This window comes from Amycolatopsis sp. MtRt-6 (assembly GCF_017308975.1).
In the GTDB taxonomy this organism is placed as follows: Bacteria; Actinomycetota; Actinomycetes; order Mycobacteriales; family Pseudonocardiaceae; genus Amycolatopsis.
Genome location: NZ_JADWPD010000021.1, coordinates 151,868 through 174,090, shown reverse-complemented (window position 1 = coordinate 174,090; position 22,223 = coordinate 151,868). Strand labels below are relative to the sequence as shown.

23 protein-coding genes, 1 tRNA gene and 1 pseudogene are annotated in these 22,223 nt (G+C 71.2%); 14 read left to right on the top strand and 11 right to left on the bottom strand.

The window, feature by feature from the left end; translation table 11 throughout:
* Window positions 1-72: 72 nt before the first annotated feature.
* Window positions 73-990 (bottom strand): LLM class flavin-dependent oxidoreductase, encoded by a 918-nt coding sequence (locus I4Q55_RS31110; protein ID WP_206792751.1) that lies wholly within the window; start codon window positions 988-990, stop codon window positions 73-75.
* Window positions 991-1,064: 74 nt separating this feature from the next.
* Between I4Q55_RS31110 and I4Q55_RS31105 the strand changes: the two genes are divergently transcribed.
* A complete protein-coding gene (locus I4Q55_RS31105) occupies window positions 1,065-1,838 on the top strand; it encodes a helix-turn-helix transcriptional regulator (protein ID WP_206792749.1) in 774 nt (257 codons plus the stop codon).
* Here I4Q55_RS31105 and I4Q55_RS31100 read toward each other — a convergent pair.
* Window positions 1,814-2,293 carry a DedA family protein gene (locus I4Q55_RS31100; RefSeq protein ID WP_206792747.1) on the bottom strand — a complete coding sequence of 160 codons (480 nt, stop codon included), beginning with the start codon at window positions 2,291-2,293 and terminating at the stop codon, window positions 1,814-1,816. The two genes, I4Q55_RS31105 and I4Q55_RS31100, sit on opposite strands and share 25 nt — an antisense overlap.
* Window positions 2,265-2,861 (bottom strand): class I SAM-dependent methyltransferase, encoded by a 597-nt coding sequence (locus tag I4Q55_RS31095; protein WP_206792745.1) that lies wholly within the window; start codon window positions 2,859-2,861, stop codon window positions 2,265-2,267. Before I4Q55_RS31095 ends, I4Q55_RS31100 begins: the two co-directional genes overlap by 29 nt.
* Before the next feature lie 147 nt (window positions 2,862-3,008).
* Between I4Q55_RS31095 and I4Q55_RS31090 the strand changes: the two genes are divergently transcribed.
* From I4Q55_RS31090 to I4Q55_RS31080, 3 genes are read left to right on the top strand one after another with little or no spacing between them, the layout of a single operon-like run.
* On the top strand, window positions 3,009-4,115 hold the full coding sequence (locus tag I4Q55_RS31090; RefSeq protein ID WP_206792810.1) for a sensor histidine kinase: 1,107 nt from the start codon (window positions 3,009-3,011) through the stop codon (window positions 4,113-4,115).
* Window positions 4,112-4,768 (top strand): response regulator transcription factor, encoded by a 657-nt coding sequence (locus I4Q55_RS31085; protein ID WP_206792743.1) that lies wholly within the window; start codon window positions 4,112-4,114, stop codon window positions 4,766-4,768. Before I4Q55_RS31090 ends, I4Q55_RS31085 begins: the two co-directional genes overlap by 4 nt.
* Window positions 4,769-4,819: 51 nt before the next feature.
* A complete protein-coding gene (locus I4Q55_RS31080; RefSeq protein ID WP_206792741.1) occupies window positions 4,820-6,001 on the top strand; it encodes a sorbosone dehydrogenase family protein in 1,182 nt (393 codons plus the stop codon).
* Between the two features lie 207 nt (window positions 6,002-6,208).
* Here the strand turns inward: I4Q55_RS31080 and I4Q55_RS31075 are convergent, their stop codons facing one another.
* Entirely contained in the window at window positions 6,209-7,093 is an 885-nt protein-coding gene (locus I4Q55_RS31075) for a serine hydrolase (protein ID WP_206792739.1), read from the bottom strand.
* Between the two features lie 151 nt (window positions 7,094-7,244).
* A complete protein-coding gene (locus I4Q55_RS31070; protein ID WP_206792737.1) occupies window positions 7,245-7,973 on the bottom strand; it encodes an SDR family NAD(P)-dependent oxidoreductase in 729 nt (242 codons plus the stop codon).
* Window positions 7,974-8,003: 30 nt separating this feature from the next.
* Between I4Q55_RS31070 and I4Q55_RS31065 the strand changes: the two genes are divergently transcribed.
* On the top strand, window positions 8,004-8,507 hold the full coding sequence (locus tag I4Q55_RS31065) for an isochorismatase family protein (RefSeq protein WP_206792735.1): 504 nt from the start codon (window positions 8,004-8,006) through the stop codon (window positions 8,505-8,507).
* Window positions 8,504-8,896: pseudogene (locus I4Q55_RS31060) on the top strand (NUDIX domain-containing protein). The gene I4Q55_RS31065 and the pseudogene I4Q55_RS31060 overlap by 4 nt, the downstream one beginning before the upstream one ends.
* 36 nt (window positions 8,897-8,932) lie before the next feature.
* Here I4Q55_RS31060 and I4Q55_RS31055 read toward each other — a convergent pair.
* The 3 genes from I4Q55_RS31055 to I4Q55_RS31045 all read right to left on the bottom strand — a co-directional run bounded on the left by I4Q55_RS31055 (window position 8,933) and on the right by I4Q55_RS31045 (window position 11,513).
* Window positions 8,933-9,829 carry a GNAT family N-acetyltransferase gene (locus tag I4Q55_RS31055; protein ID WP_206792733.1) on the bottom strand — a complete coding sequence of 299 codons (897 nt, stop codon included), beginning with the start codon at window positions 9,827-9,829 and terminating at the stop codon, window positions 8,933-8,935.
* Between the two features lie 32 nt (window positions 9,830-9,861).
* Complete coding sequence (locus I4Q55_RS31050) at window positions 9,862-10,455, bottom strand: TetR/AcrR family transcriptional regulator (RefSeq protein ID WP_003062116.1); 594 nt, start codon at window positions 10,453-10,455, stop codon at window positions 9,862-9,864.
* Window positions 10,456-10,547: 92 nt separating this feature from the next.
* On the bottom strand, window positions 10,548-11,513 hold the full coding sequence (locus I4Q55_RS31045; protein ID WP_206792731.1) for an acyl-CoA desaturase: 966 nt from the start codon (window positions 11,511-11,513) through the stop codon (window positions 10,548-10,550).
* A gap of 193 nt (window positions 11,514-11,706) precedes the next feature.
* On the opposite strand from I4Q55_RS31045, the gene I4Q55_RS31040 reads away from it, so the two are divergent.
* The 4 genes from I4Q55_RS31040 (at window position 11,707) to I4Q55_RS31025 (ending at window position 16,067) form a co-directional block, all read left to right on the top strand.
* A tRNA-Gln gene (locus I4Q55_RS31040) sits at window positions 11,707-11,778 on the top strand.
* A gap of 36 nt (window positions 11,779-11,814) precedes the next feature.
* Window positions 11,815-13,569, top strand: a complete 1,755-nt coding sequence (locus I4Q55_RS31035; RefSeq protein WP_206792729.1) for a diguanylate cyclase — start codon at window positions 11,815-11,817, stop codon at window positions 13,567-13,569.
* Between the two features lie 48 nt (window positions 13,570-13,617).
* Window positions 13,618-15,090, top strand: coding sequence for a bifunctional UDP-N-acetylglucosamine diphosphorylase/glucosamine-1-phosphate N-acetyltransferase GlmU (gene glmU / locus I4Q55_RS31030; RefSeq protein ID WP_206792727.1), 1,473 nt, complete (start codon window positions 13,618-13,620; stop codon window positions 15,088-15,090).
* Window positions 15,087-16,067, top strand: coding sequence for a ribose-phosphate diphosphokinase (locus I4Q55_RS31025; protein ID WP_206792724.1), 981 nt, complete (start codon window positions 15,087-15,089; stop codon window positions 16,065-16,067). Before glmU ends, I4Q55_RS31025 begins: the two co-directional genes overlap by 4 nt.
* Window positions 16,068-16,167: 100 nt before the next feature.
* On the opposite strand, the gene I4Q55_RS31020 is transcribed toward I4Q55_RS31025, so the two are convergent.
* Together I4Q55_RS31020 and I4Q55_RS31015 are read right to left on the bottom strand one after the other, a co-directional pair.
* Window positions 16,168-16,809, bottom strand: coding sequence for an NAD(P)-dependent oxidoreductase (locus I4Q55_RS31020; protein WP_206792722.1), 642 nt, complete (start codon window positions 16,807-16,809; stop codon window positions 16,168-16,170).
* A 99-nt stretch (window positions 16,810-16,908) separates the two neighbouring features.
* Complete coding sequence (locus I4Q55_RS31015; RefSeq protein ID WP_206792808.1) at window positions 16,909-18,003, bottom strand: hypothetical protein; 1,095 nt, start codon at window positions 18,001-18,003, stop codon at window positions 16,909-16,911.
* Window positions 18,004-18,357: 354 nt separating this feature from the next.
* Here I4Q55_RS31015 and I4Q55_RS31010 point away from each other — a divergent pair, with 354 nt between their 5' ends.
* The 4 genes from I4Q55_RS31010 to I4Q55_RS30995 all read left to right on the top strand — a co-directional run bounded on the left by I4Q55_RS31010 (window position 18,358) and on the right by I4Q55_RS30995 (window position 20,432).
* The gene (locus tag I4Q55_RS31010; protein WP_206792720.1) at window positions 18,358-18,957 is read left to right on the top strand and encodes a 50S ribosomal protein L25/general stress protein Ctc; all 600 of its coding nucleotides are present in this window, start codon (window positions 18,358-18,360) and stop codon (window positions 18,955-18,957) included.
* Window positions 18,958-18,966: 9 nt separating this feature from the next.
* Window positions 18,967-19,560, top strand: a complete 594-nt coding sequence (gene pth / locus I4Q55_RS31005; protein WP_206792718.1) for an aminoacyl-tRNA hydrolase — start codon at window positions 18,967-18,969, stop codon at window positions 19,558-19,560.
* Window positions 19,561-19,581: 21 nt separating this feature from the next.
* Entirely contained in the window at window positions 19,582-19,902 is a 321-nt protein-coding gene (locus tag I4Q55_RS50290) for a DivIVA domain-containing protein (RefSeq protein WP_206792716.1), read from the top strand.
* A 173-nt stretch (window positions 19,903-20,075) separates the two neighbouring features.
* Window positions 20,076-20,432, top strand: a complete 357-nt coding sequence (locus tag I4Q55_RS30995; protein WP_206792714.1) for a DivIVA domain-containing protein — start codon at window positions 20,076-20,078, stop codon at window positions 20,430-20,432.
* A gap of 102 nt (window positions 20,433-20,534) precedes the next feature.
* Here I4Q55_RS30995 and I4Q55_RS30990 read toward each other — a convergent pair whose 3' ends face one another.
* Window positions 20,535-22,223 (bottom strand): fatty acyl-AMP ligase, encoded by a 1,689-nt coding sequence (locus I4Q55_RS30990; RefSeq protein WP_206792712.1) that lies wholly within the window; start codon window positions 22,221-22,223, stop codon window positions 20,535-20,537.

The following is a 22,223-nucleotide window of genomic DNA, read 5'->3' as shown; positions in this document are numbered from 1 at the left end:
CGCCCAACGCACCGAAGGCCACATTGGGTGCGTTGAGCGCACCGAAGGCCACATTGGGGTGCTGGCAAGCCGTCAAGAGCGCAGCAGTTCCACCACCTCCGCGAGCCGGGGCAGCTGCTCGTCGAACACCTTCGGGTCCGTGCTCGCGATGCGCAGCAGGAAGTGCTCCACGCCTTCGTAGGTCCGCAGCCGCGCCGCCACCTCCGCGGCACTGCCGGTCACCTGCATCTGGATGCCCTGGACGAAGCTCGCCGGCCGCCCGTAGTTCCGCAGGCAGTAGTCCTCCAGCAGCTCGCCGCCGCGCGCGGGGTCGTCCTCGACCAGGACCGTCGCGAACAACGCCGGCGTCACCGGGCGCGACGCCGTGGCGCGGATCCGGGCGAGACCGGCGCCGTAGTCCGCGGGATCCGGCGGGTAGGGCAGCCAGCCGTCGTAGTGCCGGCCGGCCCGCTCCAACGCGCCCGGCGTGTGCGCCGCCAGCCACACCGGCGGGCCACCCGGGCGGGCCGGCGCGGGGAACACCGGCAGCGAGTCGTGGTGCAGCACCGAGCCGTGGAACGAAGAAGCGCCGCTCCACGCCGCGCGCCAGAGGGCCACGATGTCGTCCAGCCGGGCCCGGCGGCGCTCCCACGGGACGCCCGCGAACGCGAACTCCGGCTCGCTGCGGCCGGCGAACCCCGCCCCGACGGCCACCGTGAGGCGGCCGGAGCTCAGCAAGTCGACCGACAGCAGCTGGTTCGCCGTCAAGATCGGGTTTCGCAGGGCCGGGAGCAGGGCGGCTGTCCCCAGTGTCACCCGGGACGTCCGGGCGGCGAAGGCGGAAAGAACCGTGAGCGCGTCCAGCGGGGCCCGCGCGAGGGTGTCACCGACCCAGACCGAGTCGAGGCCGAGCTCCTCCGCGAAGACGGCGGTCTCGACCAGCTCGGGCGCGGTCCGCCCGGCGTCGAGGATGGGCTGGTAGGTCGGGACGACCAGGCCGTAGTTCGTCATGGCCGAAGCTTCGCCGCGGCGGGGTATGCCCTCAATTCCCCGCGGGGAATGGACCGGCCGAGCAGGATGGGACCGTGGACTTCGGAACGGCGCTCAAGGACTGGCGTACCCGGCGGCGGCTCAGCCAGCTCGACCTGGCGCTGCGCGCGGGCACGACGCAGCGGCACGTGAGTTTCATGGAGAGCGGGCGTTCGGTGCCCGGCCGCGGCATGGTCCTGCGCGTCGCCGAGTCCCTCGAACTGCCCCTGCGCGAGCGCAACGGCCTGTTGCACGCCGCCGGCTACGCGCCGACGTACCCCGAAACCCGGCTCGACGACCCGGCGATCCGGCCGGTCCTCGACGGCCTGCGGCGCCTGCTGGACGGCCACCGGCCCTACCCGGCGATCGTCGTCGACCGCTACGGCGTGCTGGTCGCGGCGAACGACGGGTTCGGCCTGCTCACCGAGGGGGTCGCGCCGGAGCTGCTGCGCGCGCCGGTCGACACCTTGCGGCTGGCGTTGCACCCGCGCGGGATGGCACCGCGCGTGCGCAACCTCGACGACTGGGCGCGGCACATCCTCGAGCGCATCCGCGACGACCTGGCCCGCACGCCGGACGAGCGGCTGGCCGCCCAGCTCGCCGAGCTGGCGGGCTACCTGCCGCCGCCGTCGGCGCCCGGCCCGGAGCACCTGGGGTTCGCGGTGCCGGTCCGCCTGACCACGTCGATCGGCGAGCTGCGGCTGATCACGGCGATCACGACGTTCGCGACGGCGGCGGACGTGACCGTGTCGGAGCTGAAGCTGGAGACGTTCCTGCCCGCGGACGCCGAGACCGCGGAACGTCTTCACAGCACCACGGCCGTCGTGTGACCGGCCAGCAGTTCCGCGCTCGCCCACACCACCGCCGCCACCACGCTGCCCGCCGCGAACCGGCGGTACGGCATTGCCGCCGAGCCCGCCACCCGCGGCACCAGCGTCCGGACGCCGGCCAGGCAGCGGCCCGCGATCACCGCCGGGACGCCGTAGCGCGCGACCGCCGTTTCCACACGCCGCCAACGATCCCGGTGGGACAGCCGTGGCCCCCAGCGGCGGCCTTCGAGGTACGCGAGCTGGTCGCCGAGCACCGCGGCGGCGACGGCCACCACCCAAGCGAGTCCGAAGTGGAGCGTGCCCCGCTCGGCGAGGAACCCCATCAGCAGCAGCGTCGACAACGTCGGCAGCACGATGCCCGGCAGCAGCGCGGTTTCCGCCGTGATGATCAGGGCGCAGACCAGGTAGACGGCCGCCGGGGGCGCGTCAAGCAGGGGCCGCAGCAGGCTGTCCACGCCACGTCCTCCCCACCGCCACCGGCAGCGCCGCGCGGTAGACGAACGCGGGCGGCAGGTTTTCCCAGACCACCGGCGTGCGCTCCACGACCGCGAACCGGCTTCGCAGCAATGCGGCGAAGCGGCGGGCAGGGGGCGTCCAGGCCGCGTGGGCGTACGCGAAGGTCGTGAACCGGCCGTTCGGGGCGAGTGCCGCGGTGACCGCGTCGAGGATGCGCACCTGGCGGGCGGCGGTCATGGCCGTCCACGGCAGGCCGGAGACGACGACGTCGATGTCGTCGACGGCCAGGTGTTCCGCCGAGCCGGTGACGACGTCGACCTGCGGAAAGCACTTGCTCAAGCGGGCCGCGAAACGCGGGTTGATCTCTATGGCCGTGAAGCGTGCTTCGGGGCGAAGCAGCGCGAGGACGGCTTCAGTGAAGACGCCGGTGCCCGGCCCGAGTTCCGCGACGCACGACGCGCGTTCCAGGCCGAGACCCGCCGTCATCTCTTCGGCCAGCCGCGCAGAGCTGGGCGCGATCGCGCCCGTCAGCACGGGGTGGCGGAGGAATTCCCTGGTGATCGACATGGCTCCGACGCTAGGAACGGCCGTGGTGGCCCCGAATCCGCCGGACCGGCCGCCCGTGTCCTCCTCCGGGAGGACAAAGGCCGGCCCCGGGGAAGGACGACGTCGTCGTGTCGCCGGCATTACGTTCGGGGTGTGGAACGACTCGTGATGTGGGTGCGCCGGCACCGGTGGACGGTGGACCTGCCGCTGTACGCCGTGTTCCTGTTCTTCCTCGCCCCCAACTGGAACAACCCGGGTTCGTACGGCGTCCGCGCGATCCCGATGCTGTTCCTGCTCCCGCTGCTGGTGCGCCGCCGGTTCCCGCGCGCGGTCGCGGTCCTGACCATCGCCGGGGCGGCGGCGGTGTACTTCAACGAGGTCTGGGCGTACGACCGCGGCCGCACCGAGCTGGCGATGGCGGTCGCCCTCTTCACCGTGGTGAAGCAGGGCCACCGGTGGTTCGCCGCCGGGACCGCGGCGGCGATCGTCGTGCTCGACGTCCAGTGGGCCGCGGTCTGGGGGACCTACACCGACAACCCGACCCTGACGATCGTCGCCACCGTGCCGCTGCACATCGCGGCGTGGGCGCTCGGCGAGTTCTTCCGCAAGCAGGAGCAGCTCACCGCGGAGGAACGGAAACGAGCCGACGCCCAGGCGCGCGCGGCGGTCGCCGAGGAGCGCGCGCGGATCGCGCGCGAGCTGCACGACGTGCTGGCGCACAGCATGAGCGTGATCGTGCTGAACGCCGAAGGGGCGAAGCTGGCCCGCCACCGCGACCCGGCCGCCGTCGACCGCACCCTCGACACGATCGTCCACACCGGCCGGGACGCCCTGGCCGAGCTGCGGCGGCTCCTCGAAGTCCTGCACGCCGGCCAGGCGGCCCGCAGTCCCCAGCCGACGCTGGCGGAGCTGCGCGAGCTGGTCGAGCAGTCCGGCCGGCCGGTGACGCTCGACGTCACCGGCGACCCGGACACGCTGCCGGCGAGCGCCGCGCTGCAGGCGTACCGGATCGTCCAGGAGGCACTGACGAACATGATCAAGCACGCCCCGGCCGACGCCACGGGCCGCGTCGGCGTCACCTTCGAGCCCCCGGAGGTCCACATCGAGGTGACGAACACCGGCGGCCACGCACCACCGGCCCCGGCGCTGCCCTCGTCCGGCCGCGGCCTGACGGGAATGCGCCAGCGCGTCGAGATGTACCACGGCGAGCTGACGACCGGCCCGCTCCCCGACGGCGGCTACCGGGTGCGCGCGAGCTTGGTGGTGGGCCCGTGACCACCCGGATCCTGCTCTGCGACGACCAGCAGCTCGTCCGCGTCGGCCTCCGCATGATCGTCGAAAGCCAGGACGACCTCGCCGTCGTGGGCGAAGCCGCCAACGGCGAAGAAGCCATCACTCTCGCCCGGGACCTGCGGCCCGACCTCGTGCTCATGGACGTCCGGATGCCGGTGCTCGACGGCGTCACCGCGACCGCGCGGATCTGCGCCGAACTGCCCGACGTGCGCGTCCTGGTCATCACCACCTTCGACCTCGACGAGTACGCCTACGCCGCCTTGCGGGGCGGGGCCAGCGGGTTCCTGGTCAAGGACGCGCCTTCCGAAGAGCTGCTCGTCGCGATCCGGGGCGTGCTGCGGGGCGACGCCATGGTCTCGCCGTCGGTCACGCGGCGGCTGCTCGACCGGTACCTGGCCGACGACCGCGACCCCGTCGACGTCGCGAAGCTCGACGCCCTGACCGAACGCGAGAAAGACGTGCTCGGCCTCATCGCGCGCGGCCTCTCGAACACCGAGATCGCCGCGAAGCTCTACATCGGCGAGACGACCGTGAAGACGCACGTCGGGCGGGTCCTCGGCAAGCTGCGGCTGCGCGACCGGGTGCACGCCGTGGTGTTCGCCTACGAGTCCGGGCTGGTGCGGCCGGGCTCCTGAGCGCGCGCCGCGCGAACGGCGATTTCACCGCTTGGTGGCAGGATGGTCCTTATGCGGTGTGCGCTCGGTCTCATCGGTGTCCTGTCCCTGCTGGTCGTGGGCTGCTCAGGCGCGGCGAGCGAGCCGGTGCAGAGCGTCCCGCCGGCGGCCACCCCGGCCGCCGCGAGCGGGAAGTTCAAGGTCGAGACGGTGGCCGGCGGGCTGGAGCACGGCTGGGACGTCGGCTTCCTGCCCGACGGCGGCATCCTCGTGCCGCAGCGGACCGGCAAGCTCGCGCTGATCCGCAACGGCCAGGCCGCCGAGGTGCGCGCCGACTTCTCCGACGTGCTCGTCAGGGGCGAAGGCGGCCTGCTCGGCATGGTCGTCAGCCCGGACTTCGCGACCAGCCGCGAGTTCATCACCTGCCAGAACCACCAGGAAGGCGGCAAGGCCGTCGACATCCGGCTGGTCACCTGGACGCTGGCCGGCGACGGCGCGAGCGCGACGAAGGTCAAGGACCTGCTCACCGGCCTGCCGGTCAACCCGAGCGGACGGCACTCCGGCTGCCGCCCGACGTTCGCCCCGGACGGTGCGCTGCTCGTCGGCACCGGCGACACCGCGCGCGCACCGGTCGCGCAGGACCGCCAGTCCCTCGGCGGCAAGGTGCTGCGGCTGGACGCGAAGACCGGGAACCCGCTGCCGGACAACCCGTTCATCACCTCGACCGACCCGCGCGAACGGCTGATCTACACCTACGGCCACCGCAACGTCCAGGGCGTGGCGATCCGGCCGGGCAGCGGCCAGGTGATCACCGCCGAGCACGGGCCCACGTTCGACGACGAGGTCAACCTGCTCAAGCCCGGCGGCAACTACGGCTGGGACCCGTCGAAGGGCGGCACGGAGTCCGACTACGACGAGAGCGTCCCGATGACCGACCTCCAGCGCTTCCCGGACGCGGTGAGTCCACTGTGGACGTCCGGGAAGATCACCGAGGCGATCTGCGGCGGTGCCTTCCTGACCGGAGCCCAGTGGGGCCCGAACGACGGCGCGCTCGTCGTCGTGGCGCTCAAGGGCCAGAAACTGCTGCTGTACCACCTGGATCCGGCGGGCAAGGTCCTGGACGTCACGCTGCCGCCCGAGTTCGACGACCAGTTCGGCCGCCTGCGCGCGGCGCGCACCGGCCCGGACGGCGCCCTGTACGTGACCACGTCGGACGGCAGCGACGACAAGCTGCTGAAGGTCACGCCCGCCTGACCATGAAAAAAGCACGGCCGTGGCGTGCCGTGGACACTTCCGCCGCGGGGGCGGATCGCGGAACATGGTGTGTACCAAGAGTTTTCGCCCGCCCCCGACGCGTGTTTGACGCGGTCCGAAGAGAGCGTTCCCGCGGCAGCACCGCGCCGGTCCCCGGGCGCCATCGCCGACCTGGCGACCCGGGGACCGGCATCCAAGCCGGCCGCTTCACACCTTGGCGGCCCTGAGCGAACCCTTCAGCGCGCCGACGGCGGTGGTCACGGCCGCCGTCGCCGTCGGCCAGTCGATGGTGTCGCGCCAGGAGGCCATCACCGCGACGGCGTAGGTGCGGGACGCGGTCCGCACGAGCCCGGTCGTGTTGAGCACCCGCCGCGATTCGGAGCTGCCCCAGCCCTGCTTCACCGCCCAGGCCGCGCCCGGGAACGCGCGCGGGATCCCGAAGTGCTGGTCGAAACCGTCGGCCGCGGTGCGCGGCGCGCTGCCCATCGCTTCGGTGAGGAACTCGCGTCCTTCTTCGGACAGTCCCGCGGTGATGTACCGGTAGACCGTGATGACGTCGGTGGGTGACATCCGGGTGGAGCCCCACTTGCCCGGGTCGGCGGGCGGCTCGGTGTGCGTCAGCCCCAGCTTCGCGGCCTGCCGCCGGACGATCTCCGCTCCGCCGTTCTGCTGCCACAGCCGGCTGGCGACGCGATCGTCGCTGGCCGAAACCATCGCCCGGACGGCCGTCGCTTCGCTGTCCGACGGCATTCCGGAGCGGTCGATCAGGTCGAGGGCGATGAGCAGTTTCACGACGGACGCGGCGGGCTGGGGCTGGTCGGCCTTCCAGCTCGTTTCGACCGCGCAGGCGGCCAGATCGACGATTTCGATCCCGAGGCGCGGATCGTTCCCGGTGTCCAGCAGCGCCTTCCGGGCTTCGGCGACGACGCTCGCCTGCTTGCCCGCCGGGCCGGCCGGCGCCGAGCCGCACGCGGCGCGCCAGCTGTCGCTGCCGGAGCCGCTGTTGAGGGCGACGGCGGTGAGCACGCCTCCGACCACGAGGACCGCGGCGAGGGCCACGCGCACCTTGACGTTGTCGAGCTGCCTGAGCAACGGTCCACCTCCGCCGGATACGTGAGGTATCCGAAGCTATGGCGGAGGTGGACCGCGGGGATCGCCCGATGAGCCGGGCTGTTCTGACCATCCGGCGGACAACCCGGGCGGGTTCGGCGCACACATCGGCCGATCGGCCGATGCGCCCGCCCTATTTGCCCAGGTAGGCACCGCCGTTGACGTGCAGCACCTGCCCGGTGACGTGGCCGGCGGCGGGGCTCGCCAGGAACGTCACCGCGGCCACGACGTCGTCCGGGGTGCCCGGGCGCTTGTTCATCGTGTTGCCGATCAGCGTTTCGCGACGCTCGTCGCTGAGCTGCCCGTGGAAGAACTCGGTGTCCCCGATCAGCCCCGGCGCGACGACGTTCGAGGTGATCCCGCGCGGCCCGAGCTCCCGGGCCACGCTCTTGCTCCACGCTTCGACCGCGGCCTTCGCGGCGCCGTACGACCCGGCGCCGAGGTGCGCGGCGATCGACCCGACGGTGACGATCCGCGCCCCGTCGGCGAGCCGGTCGCGCAGCGCGTGCGTCACCAGCGCGGCACTGACCACATTGGACCGGAGGTTCCGCTCGAACGCGGCCGCGAAGCCGGCCAGCCCCGGTTCGCCTTCGCCTTCGGAGAAATCCGTGTTGCCACCCGCGTTGTTGACGAGCACGTCGACGCGATCGGGCAACTCCGCCAGTGCGGCTTCGACCGCCGCGGGGTCGGCGGCGTCGAACACGACGGGCCGCGCGCCCGCGAGCGTCGCCGCTTCGGTGAGCACCTTCTCCCGGCGCCCGGTGATCGTGACGCGCTCGCCGGCCCGGGCGAAGGCCGCCGCCACGGCGTACCCGATGCCCGTGCCGCCGCCCGTCACCACGATTTCCCTGTTGTTCGCCATGAAACCGACCCTAGTGCCTAGGATCGGGGCATGAGCGAGATCGATCCGGCCACCTCCGTGCTCGTGCTGGTTGACCTGCAGGAGCGCATCGTTGTGTTACCCACCACGCCATACAGCGGCGAAGAAGTCGTCGCCAACGCGTTGCGGCTGCGGGAGGCGTTCCGGAAAGCCGGTGCGCCGGTGGTGATCGTCAAGGTGTCGCGCCCGGACAACCCGCCCGGCAGCGAGCTGGTCTTCGACGCCGGCGACGACAAGATCGTCACGAAGTACACGATCGGCGGGTTCGCCGGCACGGACCTCGACGAGTACCTGCGCGGCGCGGGCGTCCGCACGGTCGTCTTCGGCGGCATCGCGACGGAGTTCGGCGTCGAGTCGACCCTGCGCGCGGCCTCGGACCACGGCTACGACACGGTCGCGGTGTCGGACGCGATGACAGCGCTTTCCGACATCTCGCACGAAAACGCCATCACGAAGATCTTCCCGCGGCTGGGCACGGTCCTGACGACCGAAGAGGCACTGGCGGCGCTGGCGTGATCGACAAGATCGCCTGGATCCACCTGACGGACGGCCGCGTCCTGGCGGCCCGTTCGCGCGGCAAGGACAAGTTTTACCTCCCCGGCGGCAAACGCGAGCCCGGCGAGAGCGACGCCGAAACGCTGGTCCGGGAGATCCGCGAGGAACTCGGCGTGGAGATCGACCCCGCGTCGATCACCCCGGCGGGCACGTTCGAAGGCCAGGCCCACGGCCACCCCGAGGGCACGATCGTCCACACGACGGCCTACTCGGCGGAATAGCGGGGGACACCGCGGGCCTGCGCGGAGATCGAGGAGATCGCCTGGCTCGCCTACGCGGACCGGCCGCGGGTTTCCCTGGTGGCCCAGCAGATCTTCGACCACCTGCACGAGGCCGGACAGCTGCGGTGACGACCGGGGCGGGCTGATCGCCGAGCGGCCGCCCGATCACGCGCGCTTGATGAGCGGCGCGTCCCGCGAAAAGGCGCGGAACCCCACGCTGTAGTACAGCTCCCGCGCGGCTTCCGGCACCCCCATGCACGCGACCGTCGCGTGCCGGGCGCCCGCCGCCGCGGCCAGGCGCATCCCGTGCCGCAACATCGCCTGGGCCAGCCCCTGGCGCCGGTAGCCGAGGTGGGTGCCGACCGGCTCGAACTCGACCGTCTCGTTCACCTCGTCGAGCCACATGATCGCCGAGCACGCCATCGTTCCGTCCGGGGCCTCGACCAGGACGTGCAGATCGGCGCGATAACCCGGCGCCCGGCGGACACCGTCGTACGACGAGGCCGTGTACGACGTCGGGGCCCACGCGTCCACGTGCGCCTGGACCACGGCTTCCGCCGGGACCTCCGCCGCCGTGCGGAAGGAGAACCCGGCCGGGAGCGACGGCTCCGCCACGTCGGTGAGGTCGCGCTCGTTGAGCTGTGACCACGCGTCGGGCGCGTCGGGTTCGTAGCCGTGCGCCGCCCAGCGCTGCAACCCGAACGAGTCGGCCGCCGCCGGGAGCACCGTGCGGGAAACGCCGGGAGCCGTGGCCTCGAACCAGCCGATCACCTCGTCGACCAGCTCCGCGTGCCCGGGATCCACCTGGTACGCCAGGTACGCGCCGGTGATGTCCTTGACCGAACCGTCGTTGCGCCGGACGCGGCGCGGCAGCTCGGCGCGGCCCCACGCGACGAGCTCGCCGTCCGCGAACCAGAGCCGGCTCTCGCCCTCGCCGCGGGTCCGGCCCCAGTTCCAGGCCAGCTCGCCGAACGACGCGTCGCTGTTGACCAGCTCCGGGTGGGTGGCGGTGATCCGCTGCGCCAGGCCCTGCATGAGCCGCAAGGTCGAAAAATCGGCCATACCCACCACTGTGCCGGAGCTGTCGAGCCGTTTTAGCCCAGCCGGAGCTTCGGCTTGTGCTCCAGGTGCGACAACCCGTTCCAGGCCAGGTTGACCAGGTGCGCCGCCACCTCGTCGCGCTTGGGTTTGCGCGCGTCCAGCCACCACTGGCCGGTCAGCGCCACCATGCCCACCAGGGCCTGCGCGTACAGCGCGGCCAGCTTCTCGTCGTAGCCGCGGGCCGCGAATTGCTGGGCGAGGATGTGCTCGACCTGGCTCGCGATGTCGTTCAGGACCGTGGAGAACGTCCCCGTGGAGCTCGCCACCGGGGAGTCGCGGACCAGGATGCGGAAGCCGTCGTGGGAATCCTCGACGTACGACAGCAACGCCGTCGCCGCCTGCTCCAGCATCGCCCGCGGGTGACCGCCGTGGAGGGTCGAGACCATCCGGTCGAGCAGCAGCTGCGTCTCCCGGTCGACGACCACCGCGTAAATGCCTTCTTTGCCGCCGAAGTGCTCGTAGACCACGGGTTTCGAGACGTTGGCGCGGTGGGCGATCTCCTCGATCGAGGTGCCGTCGAAGCCCTTCTCGGCGAACAGGGCCCGCGCCACGTTCAGCAGCTGCTGACGCCGCTCTGTCCCGGTCATCCGGACGCGAGTCACCGGGGCGGCCGGACGCGCCCCGGTGACCTGTTCCCGCTTCGAACGTCGTCTCCCCGCCATCGGGGCAGCCTAGTTGACTAGCCCTTTTCGGTGGCGATACGGGCCAGGCGCTGCGGCGTCGGCCAGCGGACGTCGTGCACCCAGCCGAACTTCTCGAAGATCCAGATGAGCCGCGCGGAGATGTCGATCTGGCCGCGCTTGACGCCGTGACGCGCGGACGTCGGGTCGGCGTGGTGCAGGTTGTGCCACGACTCGCCGAAGGAGAAGATCGCCAGCGGCCAGAAGTTCGCCGACTTGTCGCGGGCGGCGAACGGGCGCTCGCCGATCATGTGGCAGATCGAGTTGACCGACCAGGTCACGTGGTGCAGCACGCAGATGCGGACCAGCCCGGCCCAGAAGAACGCCGTCACCGCGCCCCACAGCGACCACGAGATGAGGCCGCCCAGCAGCGCCGGCAGCGTCAGGCTGACCAGGGCCCACAGCCAGAACAGGTCGTCGACCTTCTTGATCGCCGGGTCCTTCACCAGGTCCGGCGCGAAGCGCTCGGCGTTGGTCTGGTCGCGCTCGAACAGCCAGCCCATGTGCGCGTGCCAGAAGCCCTTGGCGATGGCCCACGGCGAGGTGCCGAACGCCCACGGCGAGTGCGGGTCGCCGTCGCGGTCGGAGAACGCGTGGTGGCGGCGGTGGTCGGCGACCCAGGTGATAACCGGGCCCTGCAGGGCGATGCTGCCCGCGATGGCCATGAAGACGCGCAGCCACTGCTTGGCCTTGAACGACCCGTGCGTGAAGTAGCGGTGGTACGAAACCGTGATGCCGAGCCCGCTGATCGCGTAGAACGCCACGAAGATGCCGACGTCGACCCAGCTCAGTCCCCAGCCCCACGCGAACGGCACCGCGACCAGCAGGGCCACCAGCGGTGCGATCACGCCGAAGTAGACCGACAGCTGCACGCCGATGCCGCGCTTGCCGTCGATGACAGGTTTGGGCCCCTTGGGAGCCGAAGGCTCCCCGGCGGGCTGAGAACGGTCGAGCGTGGCCGTCATACGCTTCACTTCTTCCTACACGGGCACGCCTTCCTACCAAGGGCGCCCTAACCTACGTTTCCGTAAGTTACGGTACAGGAGGTTCGGGCGGCTGGGGAGTGCCCGAACCCACACCTGCGTACCCGCCCACGGCGCGTCTAACGCATCCCCCGCGCGGACGACACCCGATCGTCGCTATCCTGACCAGGATCGATCCGCCGTAGTGTAATCGGCAGCACTTCAGATTTTGGTTCTGACAGTTCAGGTTCGAATCCTGGCGGCGGAGCAGCAGAAGGAACCGGAAACCCACGACACCGGGAGGTTGGCGCTGACCGACGAGGCGACCGACCCGGTGACGGCCAGGCGGCCCGCGCTGGCCGAGATGTCCGACGCCTGGATCGTCGGGCGCGCGCGGGAGCTGAACGCCGCCGTCCAGCGGCACGAGTACACCCAGCAGCTCGAGATCGTCGCGATGCTCGACGAGCTGCTCGACGAGACCCAGCGGCGCGGCGAGCCCCTGCTGGTGGCCCAGCTGCTGCGCTCGTCCGCCCTCGCCCGGCTGGCCACGAAGGGCCTGGCCGCGGAGGCCGAACCCCGCCTCGACGAGATGCTCGCGCACACCCGGCGCCACGGCATCGCCCTGCTGCGGGCCGACGCGCACGCGCTGCGCGGGCGCCGGCTCGTGATCGCCGCGCAGGAGGACGCCGCGCTCACCGAGATCGCCAGGGCGCTGGCCATCCTGGACGACTCCACCATCCCGGACCGGCAGGTCGGGCTGCGCAACTGGAACCGGCTGCTGTCCTCGACGCTGATCGACTGCTGGCTGGTGCTCAACCAGCTCGGCGTCTACGAAGCGGCCGAGGAGGTGATCGGCCGGGCCGCCGCGGCGATCCGCGAGAGCGCGAGCCCGCACGACATCGCCCTGCAGCTGATCAACCGCATCAAGATGCTGCTCGGCTGGGGCCTGCGGCTGGAGCGCATCGACGAGTACGACGAGAGCGCCGAGAAGTTCCGCACCGCGGCCTCGATGGGCGCGGCCGCCGAGGGCCCGTTCGCCGAGTCGCTGTTCCCGCGCAAGGCGGACGTCAAGGCGATCGACCAGGTCGGCGTGCTGGCCGCGGCGCCGGCGCTGAACCAGCCGGGCGCCGAGCACATCGAGCGGCTGCACAACCTCTACACCGAGCGCGCGTTCGGGCACGACCGCGAGATCGTCGCGATCGCGCTGGCGCGCTGCCTCGACAAGGAGGGCCGCCGCGACGAGGCCCTCACGATCCTGCGCGAGACCCGCCAGTCCATCTCGGACGACACCTCGCAGCCGTCGATGCGCCTGAACATCGCGCGCGAGCTGGCCCGGCTCGACACGAGCCCGGACTACGCCTCCGGCGCCAGCGAGTCGCTGATCGACTACGCGCGGCGCCTGGAGTCGGAGATGTGGAGCCTGCGCGAGTCGCAGATCGCCACGCTGAACGCCCGCCGCGAGCACGAACGGCTGTCGGCCGAGCACGGCGCGATCACCCAGCAGGCCCTGCAGGACCCGCTCACCGGCCTGCCCAACCGGCGCGCGCTGGACGAGAAGCTGCGTCAGCTGGCGTCGTCGGCCGACGCGCAACCGCTGGCGGTCGCCCTGGTCGACCTCGACGGCTTCAAGGGCGTCAACGACAAGCAGTCCCACGCCGAAGGCGACAACGTCCTGCGTGTCGTGGCGAGCACGCTTCGTGACGCCTTGCGCGGCGACGACCTGGTGGCCCGCTACGGCGGCGACGAGTTCATCGTCCTGCTGCCGGGCACCCCGGCGTCGGCGGCGAAGATGGCGCTCGGCCGCGCCGTGAAGTCCGTCTCCAACCTGCCGCACCACCTTTCGCACGGCGTGACGCTGTCGATCGGCCTCGTGTCGCTGCGGCCGCAGGAACGCGGCGAGCAGGTGCTGGCGCGCGCGGACGCGGCCATGTACCAGGCAAAACGCGGCGGCGGCAACCAGGTGGCGTCGGCGAACTCGATGGCCGCGGACCCGGCGGCCGCGTGGGCGAGCGAGGCACCTCCGACCGACCCCGCGTGGGACGCCGAAGAGCACAGTTAGGATCGGTGCCCGACAGAAGCCATCTTTTGGTAACCGTTGGGAGCGCCGTTGACCGGCCCGCTGAGCACGTTGATCCTGGCCGCGGGTGAAGGCACCCGCATGCGTTCCTCGACGCCCAAGGTGCTGCACCCGATCGCCGGGCGGCCCCTGGTCGAGCACGCCGTCCGGGCCGCCGCCGGCCTGAACCCCGAACACCTCGTGGTGGTCGTCGGGCACGGCCGCGAAGCGGTCGGCGCCCACCTGAACGCGGTCGGGGAAGCCCTCGGCCGCAGTGTCGGCACCGCGGTGCAGGACCAGCAGAAGGGCACCGGCCACGCCGTGTCCTGCGCGCTCGCGACGCTGCCCGCCGACCTCACCGGGACCGTGCTGGTCAGCTACGGCGACGTCCCGCTGCTCGACACCGCGACCCTGGGCGCGCTGCTCGACGAGCACACCGAGGCCAAGAACGCCGTCACCGTGCTCACCTCGGTGGTCGCCGACCCGACGGGCTACGGCCGGATCGTGCGCGACAGCGCGGGCAAGGTCACCGGGATCGTCGAGCACAAGGACGCCACCCCGGAGCAGGCGGAGATCACCGAGATCAACTCGGGTGTGTACGCCTTCGACGCGGCGGTGCTGCGCGACGGCCTCTCGCGCCTCTCGACCGACAACGCCCAGGGCGAGCTGTACCTCACCGACGTGCTCGGCATCGCGAACGGCGACGGCCTGCACGTCGGCGCGCTGATCGTCGACGACCCGTGGCTGACCGAGGGCGTCAACGACCGCGTGCAGCTGTCGGCGCTCGGCGCCGAGCTCAACCGCCGGATCGTGCGGCGCTGGCAGCGCGAAGGCGTCACGATCACCGACCCGGCGTCGACCTGGATCGACGCCGGCGTCACCCTCTCCCGTGACGTCGTCATCGAGCCCGGTGTCCAGCTCAAGGGCACGACGTCGGTCGGCGAAGGCAGCACGGTCGGGCCGGACAGCACGCTGACCGACGTGACGATCGGCGCCGGCGCGAGCGTGGTCCGGGTGCACGGCTCGGACTCGGAGCTCGGCGACGGCGTCAACGTCGGCCCGTTCACCTACCTGCGGCCGGGCACGAAGCTGGGCGTCAAGGCGAAGCTGGGCGCGTTCGTCGAGACGAAGGCCGCCGAAATCGGCGCCGGCACCAAGGTGCCCCACCTGACCTACGTGGGTGACGCCACGATCGGTGAGCACAGCAACATCGGCTGCTCCAGCGTCTTCGTGAACTACGACGGCGTGAACAAGCACCGGACCGTTATCGGGTCGTATGTCCGGTTGGGCGCGGACAACACCTTCGTCGCCCCGGTGCACATCGGTGATGGCGCTTACAGTGGTGCGGGTGCCGTGATCCGCGAAGATGTCCCGCCAGGCACACTCGCGGTGTCGGCGCCGCCGCAGCGCAACATCGAAGGCTGGGCGATCCGGCGCCGGCCGGGTACGCCCGCGGCGGAGGCGGCCCAGGCCGCCCTCGACGCCGATTCAGCAGCAGGAACCGACGGGGAGTCGCGAGCATGAGCCAGAAGCAGGGCACACCGAAGAAGAACCTCATGCTCTTCTCCGGGCGCGCACACAAGGAGCTCGCCGAAGAGGTCGCTCTCCACCTCGGCGTGAAGATCACCCCGCAGACGGCGCACACGTTCGCCAACGGCGAGCTGTTCGTCCGGTTCGAGGAGTCCGTCCGCGGCACCGACGCCTTCGTCATCCAGGCGCACACCACGCCCATCAACGAGTTCGTGATGGAGCAGCTGATCATGGTGGACGCGCTCAAGCGGGCGAGCGCGAAGCGGATCACGGTCGTGATGCCGTTCTACCCGTACGCGCGCCAGGACAAGAAGCACAAGGGCCGCGAGCCGATCTCGGCGCGGCTGATCGCGGACCTGTTCAAGACCGCGGGCGCCGACCGGATCATGACGGTCGACCTGCACACCGCGCAGATCCAGGGCTTCTTCGACGGCCCGGTCGACCACCTGATGGCCCAGACGGTGCTGGCCGACCACATCAAGGCGACCTACGGCAACGCGGACATCACGGTCGTCTCCCCGGACTCGGGCCGGGTGCGGCTGGCCGAGAAGTGGGCGGCCCAGCTGGGTGACCGCCCGATCGCGTTCATCCACAAGACGCGCGACCCGGACAAGCCCAACCAGGCGGTGGCCAACCGGGTGGTCGGCAAGGTCGAGGGCAAGCTCTGCGTCCTGATCGACGACATGATCGACACCGGCGGCACGATCGTGAAGGCCACCGAGGCCCTGATCGAAGAGGGCGCGGCGGACGTCGTCATCGCGACGACCCACGGCATCCTGTCCGACCCGGCGACCCAGCGGCTGTCGTCGTGCAAGGCCCGCGAGGTCATCGTGACGAACTCGCTGCCGATCCCGGAGGAGAAGCGCTTCCCGGGTCTGACGGTGCTGTCGATCGCGCCGATGCTGGCGGAAGCCATCCAGCAGGTCTTCGAGGACGGCTCGGTCACGTCCCTCTTCGACGGCAACGCCTGAGGTTTCCCGCGGAAAGCCCGCTCCCGGCAGTCGCCCGGAAAGTCGGCTCGCCGACCCTAGGGGTAACTGCCTCATCGATGAGGCAGTTACCCCTAGGGGCTCAGTAAGCGACGGTGAAGCGGGCGCGGCGGTGCTTCGCCTGCTCGATCTCGTCGACGTAGGCGATCGCGAAGTCGTCGCCGCCGATGAACGACCGGCCGTTCTCGTCGGTCACCAGCACGTCGCCGCCGAGGCGGAACTCGCCCGTGCGCTCGCCCGGGACCCACGCGCCGAACTCCGCGGCCGGGCTGACGTAGAACCAGTCGAGGCTCTCGTCCTGCTCGCGCAGCAGGCCCAGTACCTCCGCGTGGTTGCCGGCCTCCTCCTTGTACTCGGCCGGGAACTCCGGGGTGTCGAACAGCCGCGGGCCGCCCTCGGCCACGTGCAGGCTGGCCGCGCCGCCGACGAACGACAGGCGGACGCCGTTCCCGGCGGCGATGCGGGCCAGGGCCGGCACCGCGTCGATCAGCTTCCTGCCCTCGATCTCGCGGGCCGGGGTGGCCACCACGAAGACGTCCGCGTCCTTCGCGACCTGCGCCACGAGCTCCTCGTCGTGCAGCGAGCCCTGCCGTGCCTCGACGCCTTCGGGGACCGAACCCGCGTTGCGCGCGACGCCGACGACCTCGTGCCCGCGCCGCAGCGCCTCGGCGCCGATCTTGCCACCGGCGTACCCCGTCGCCCCGAAAACCACCAGCTTGGCCATCTTCTTCTCCCGTCCGGACTCGGCTGTGCGCAGCCGATGCTAGGAACGGAAGATCACCTACTTCAACGGAAGCAACACACCCGGGGGTAGGTGTCCAGGTCAGCCGCCGAGACCCGCGAACTCCGCGGCCACCTTCTGCTTGACGGCGTTGACGTCGAGGCCCGCCCGGACCTCCGCCGTCGCGTTCGGCTTCGACAGCACCTGGTAGCTGGCCGTGCGGTTGGGCAGCTTGAACTTCACCTCGCACGACAGCTGGATCGTCTTGTACGGCTCCGCGTCCCCGGCGGCCGTGCACGTCTGGGCGCCCAGCGACTCGGCGCTGACCTCCACCGTGAGGGTGATGCGCACGACGCTCTTCTCGCCCGACGCCGGCGTGCCGACCACGCTGTTGGAGACGTCGACCGTCGTGGTGCAGGAGCCGACGAAGTCCTTGCAGTCGAGCTTGTCGTTGGTGACGACGGCGCTCGCCTGCACCAGCCCCTCGAACGGCTGCCCCAGCCCGCCGATCGCGGCGTCGAGATCGGTGCGGAACGCCTTGACCGCGTCGCCGGTGAGCGCGGCGACGCCGAACTCGGCGCCGTACTTCGGGCCGTTCTGCGGGTCGAGCAGCGCCGGGGCGAAGCTGACCACCCGGTTCGGCTTGGCCGTCGTGACGCGCAGGACGCTCGGCGCGGTGCCGAGCTGGTAGACCTCGGTGCCGTCCGGCAGCTTCGCCTTGACCGGTTCGCCCATCCGGTCGAGACCGGCCAGCGCCTTGCGCAGCCCTTCGGCGAGCGCCGGCGGCGCGAACCGGGCCGCCGGGTCGAAGGGCAGTTCGGTGCCGAGCGAACGCACCCAGCTCGTGCCGAACTGCGTGCCTTCGTCGATGGCGTGCGCCTTCCAGTAGTCGGCGTCGGCCTGCAGGTAGAACTGGTTCGCGGCGGCCGTCACCTGGACGAACCGGCCTTCCAGCGGCAGCCCGCCGACGGCGTAGCCGCCGCGGGTGATCCGGAACTGCTGCTCGGCGCCCTTGACCGTGGCCTTCAGCGCCACCGCGGGCGCCTGGCCCAGCGCGGTGAGGGCCGCGTCGACCGCGGCGCGCTGCTCCGCGCGCCGGTCGGCCACCGCCTGGTCGGCCGCGGAGACACCGGCGGTGCCGCCGACCGCCACCTGGCAGCCGGCCAGCAACCCACCCAGCAGCAGCACCGCCGCCACCTCGCTCCACCGAGCGCGCATTTTCCCGCCCCCTGCTCTCCCGCTACCGAGCACACCTCGGCCGGCGTCGACCCGCCACCGGATTTGTGTCGTCACGTACCGGGGTTCCAGGAGGGTTCTAGCCTGGGCCGGGCACCCGCCGCAACCCACCGTGATGAGGTTGGTTTACACTCTTGAGGTTGTCTCGGCGAGGCGGGGCCCTTCTGGGGTGCCCGGCGTGATCGACGCGGCGGCTCGAGTAGCCCCCGTCGTCGTGCACGCCCGGAAACTCGCCGCCGGAACTTCCTTGAACAGAACACACATCGGCTTCCCCCGCCGCAGCATGCTGTCTTTGATTTGAAGGAGTGCAACACCGTGTCCGAGGTACGTCTGTCCGTCGAGCCGCGCACCGAGTTCGGCAAGGGCGCCGCGCGCCGCACGCGTCGCGCCGGCAAGATCCCCGCCGTCCTCTACGGCCACGGGTCGGACCCGCGGCACTTCGCGCTGCCGGCGATCGAGTTCGCCCGCGTGGTGCGTGAGAACGGCTCGAACGCCGTCATCACCCTGGACCTGGAGGGCGCCAGCGAGCTGGCCCTGACCAAGACCATCGTGGTGCACCCGCTGAAGAACTACATCGAGCACGTCGACCTGCTGGTCGTCAAGCGCGGCGAGAAGGTCACCGTCGACGTCCCCGTCGTCGTGACCGGCACCCCCGGCCCGGGCGGCCTGGTCAACCAGGACGTCGACACCCTGCAGGTCGAGGTCGAGGCGCTGCACATCCCGGAGCAGGTCGAGGTCTCGATCGAGGGCCTCGAGGTCGGCACCCAGATCCTGGCCGGCCAGGTCCAGCTGCCGCAGGGCGCCACCCTGGTCACCGACCCCGAGTCCCTCGTCGTGGCCGTCAACGAGCCGCAGCGTGAAGAGTCCGGCGACGACGCCGAAGGTGGCGAAGAGTCTGCCGACTCGGCCGAATAGCATCACCGCATGACCGAAGATGTGCCCGGGGCCGGCGAGCTAGTTCTGCTCGCCGGCCTCGGCAATCCCGGACCCCAGTACGCCGGAAACCGGCACAACGTCGGGTTCATGGTGCTGGACGAGCTGGCCGCCCGGATCGGCGGCAAGTTCAAGACGCACAAGACCGGCGGCGAGGTGCTCGAAGGCCGGCTGGCCGGCCGCCGCGTCGTGCTGGTGAAGCCGCGTTCGTACATGAACCTCTCCGGCGGGCCGGTGGTCGGGGCGGCGCGGTTCTACAAGGTCGAGCCGTCCGGCATCGTCGTGGTGCACGACGAGCTCGACGTCGATTTCGGCGCGTTGAAGCTGAAGCTGGGTGGCGGCGACAACGGGCACAACGGACTCCGCTCGATCACGAAATCTCTGGGGACCCGCGACTACTACCGGGTGCGGTTCGGCATCGGCCGCCCGCCCGGCCGCCAGGACCCGGCGGACTTCGTGCTGAAGGACTTTTCGACGGTCGAGCGCAAGGAACTCCCGCTGGAGGTGGACCGGTGCGCGGACGCGACCGAAGCGCTGATCGGCACCGGCCTCGCGGCCGCGCAGAACGCCTTCCACGCGGGCTGACATGGGTGGCAAGGTGAAGCCATGACCCCCGACGACGTCCGGGCGATCGCTTTCGGCAAACCCCGGTTCGGCCGCCGCGGCTACAACGAGGACGAAGTGGACGCGTTCCTCGACCTCATCGCCGAGGCGCTGGCCGGGCGGAACATCCTCACTCCCGACGACATCCACTACGTCGAGTTCACGATCATGCCGGTCGGCATGCGCAGCTACGACCAGGCTCAGGTCGACCTGTTCCTCGACGAAGCCGAGGCGGCTTTGGTGGAACTGCGCAACCCGAAGCCGGTCGTCGTCGAGGAGCCGGAGCGGCCGCAGGGCACCCGGAAGTGGTTCGGGCGCAGTTGACGGGCGTGTGAACCCGGCCACACAGCGCTGGGTAGCGCAAGCTCACCCGAAGGCGGGCGCGCGGCTGCCCGTCGGGGTGAGCTTGGGGGCGGCCTCTTCCGGGGGAGCCCGTCAACGGGTTAGGACGGTGTACGGGAGTTCGCACCCGCCCAACCCCGGAATCGGAGAGTTCCATGTCGTTCACCGCCGAAGACCTCGCCGAGGTCACCTTCGGTAACGCCCCGATCGGCCGCCGCGGTTACGCGAAGCACGAGGTCGACGCGTTCGTCCGGCGGATCGCCAAGACGCTCGCCGACGAGGACGACCTGACCGCCGCGGAAGTGCACCACGTGATGTTCGCGAAGCCGCTGATCGGCAAGCGCGGCTACGACGAGCGCGAGGTCGACGAGTTCCTCGACGCGGTGGAGGACCAGCTCGCCGCCCGCACCGGCCAGGCCCCCGACCTCCCGGGTGCCCGCAGTTCTTCGGAAGCCACCGCCGAGCGGGCCGCCCCGCCGACCCTGCGCGCGGTCCGCGTCCAGCAGCGCTGACCCTCGCCTCAAGCGCCCCAATGTGGCCTTGGTTGCGTTCAACGCACCCAATGTGGCCTTCGGTGCGTTCAACGCACCGAAGGCCACATTGGGGCGCATTGGTCAGGCGTCGGCGTTCTTCCTGATCCTGTCGGCGAACTGGCTCGCTGTGGCCGCGCGCTTGACCTTGCCCGACGGCGTCTTCGGCAGGCTCCCCGCCGGGAGCACGACCACCGCGTACGGCCGCATGTCCACCGCGTCGCGGACCCGGGCCGACACCTGCTTCATCAGGTTCTTCTCGGCCTCGGCGTCGCCCGCCAGCTTCGACTCCACGACCACCGCGAACCGCTCGCGCCGGCTGCCCGCGTCCAGCCGGACGGCCACCGCGTTGCCCGCGCGCACGCCCTCGACCGAGGTCGCCGCGCGCTCGATGTCCGTCGGGTACAGGTTGCGGCCGCCCATGATGATGACGTCCTTGCGGCGGCCGCAGATGACGATCTGGCCGTCGACCAGGTACCCGAGGTCGCCGGTGTTCAGCCACCCGGCCTCGTCCTGCGTCGCGAGCGGGCCGTCCATGGTCAGGTAGCCGGGTGTCACGGCCTCGCCGCGCAGCCGGATCTCGCCGACCTGACGCTCGCCCAGCGGCGCACCGGCGTCGTCGACGATCTCCGCCTCGAGCCCGTCGAGGGGCGGCCCGAGCACCGCGAACGACCGCACGCTTTCGGTGCCGCGCCGCGGGTCGCCCTCGGGGACCGGCACCGCACGGTTGTCCGCCTCCAGCGCTTCGGCTTCGACGACGTCGAGGGTGAGGCCGGTGAACAGCGGCGCGAACGACACCGCGAGCGTCGCCTCGGCCATGCCGTAGGCCGGGAAAACGCACTCGGCGGGCATCTTGAACCGGGCCCCGGCGTCCACAAAGGTCTGGACGGCGGTCTCGTCGATGGGCTCGGCGCCGTTCAGCGCGATGCGCAGCTTCGAGAGGTCGTAGGCGGCGTCGTCGTCGACGCGGGCCATCCGGCGCCCGACGATGGCGTACGCGAAGTTCGGCGCCGCCGTCGTCGTGCCGTGGTACTTCGTGATCAGCTCCGGCCAGATCAACGGCCCGGAGAGGAACTCGACCGGCGTGATCTTGACCAGCTCGACGCCGAAGGTCATCGGCACGGTCAGGAAGCCGACCATCCCCATGTCGTGGAACGTCGGCAGCCAGGACACCATCACGTCGACGTCGAAGTCGAACTCCGCGCGGTCGACCATGGCCTTGACGTTGGAGTACAGGTTTCCGTAGGTGATCCGCACGGCCTTGGGGTCGGCGGTCGACCCGCTGGTGAGCTGCAGCAGCGCGGTGTCGCCCTCGTCCGTGGTGACGACGTCGGCGAGTGGCTCGGCCTCGGCCAGCTCCGTGATGAGCTTGAACCCGATGCCCTTCTCGCTCAGGACGGGCGCGAGCTGGTCGAAGGGTTCACCCAGCAGCACGAGGTCGGAGCCGATCATCCCGAGCACCCGCATGGTGTCCTCGGCCCACTCGGCGAGATCGGTGCGCGGGGTCGGCTGGTGCAGCATGGTGACGCTGCCACCGGCCAGCCAGACGGCCTGCACGGTCGGCGCGATCAGCACCGGCGCGGCGGCCAGCACCGCCACCGCACCCCCGCGCTCGAACCCCCCGGCCACCAGGCCCCCGGCAATCCGCCGCGCCTCGGCGTGCACCTCGGCCCAGGTCCGCCGGACCGGCTCCTTCGGCTCCCCGGTGACCATGCCACGCTGCTGCCCGCGCTCCGTCGCGGTGGCGACGAGCGTGTCCACGAACCTGCTCAT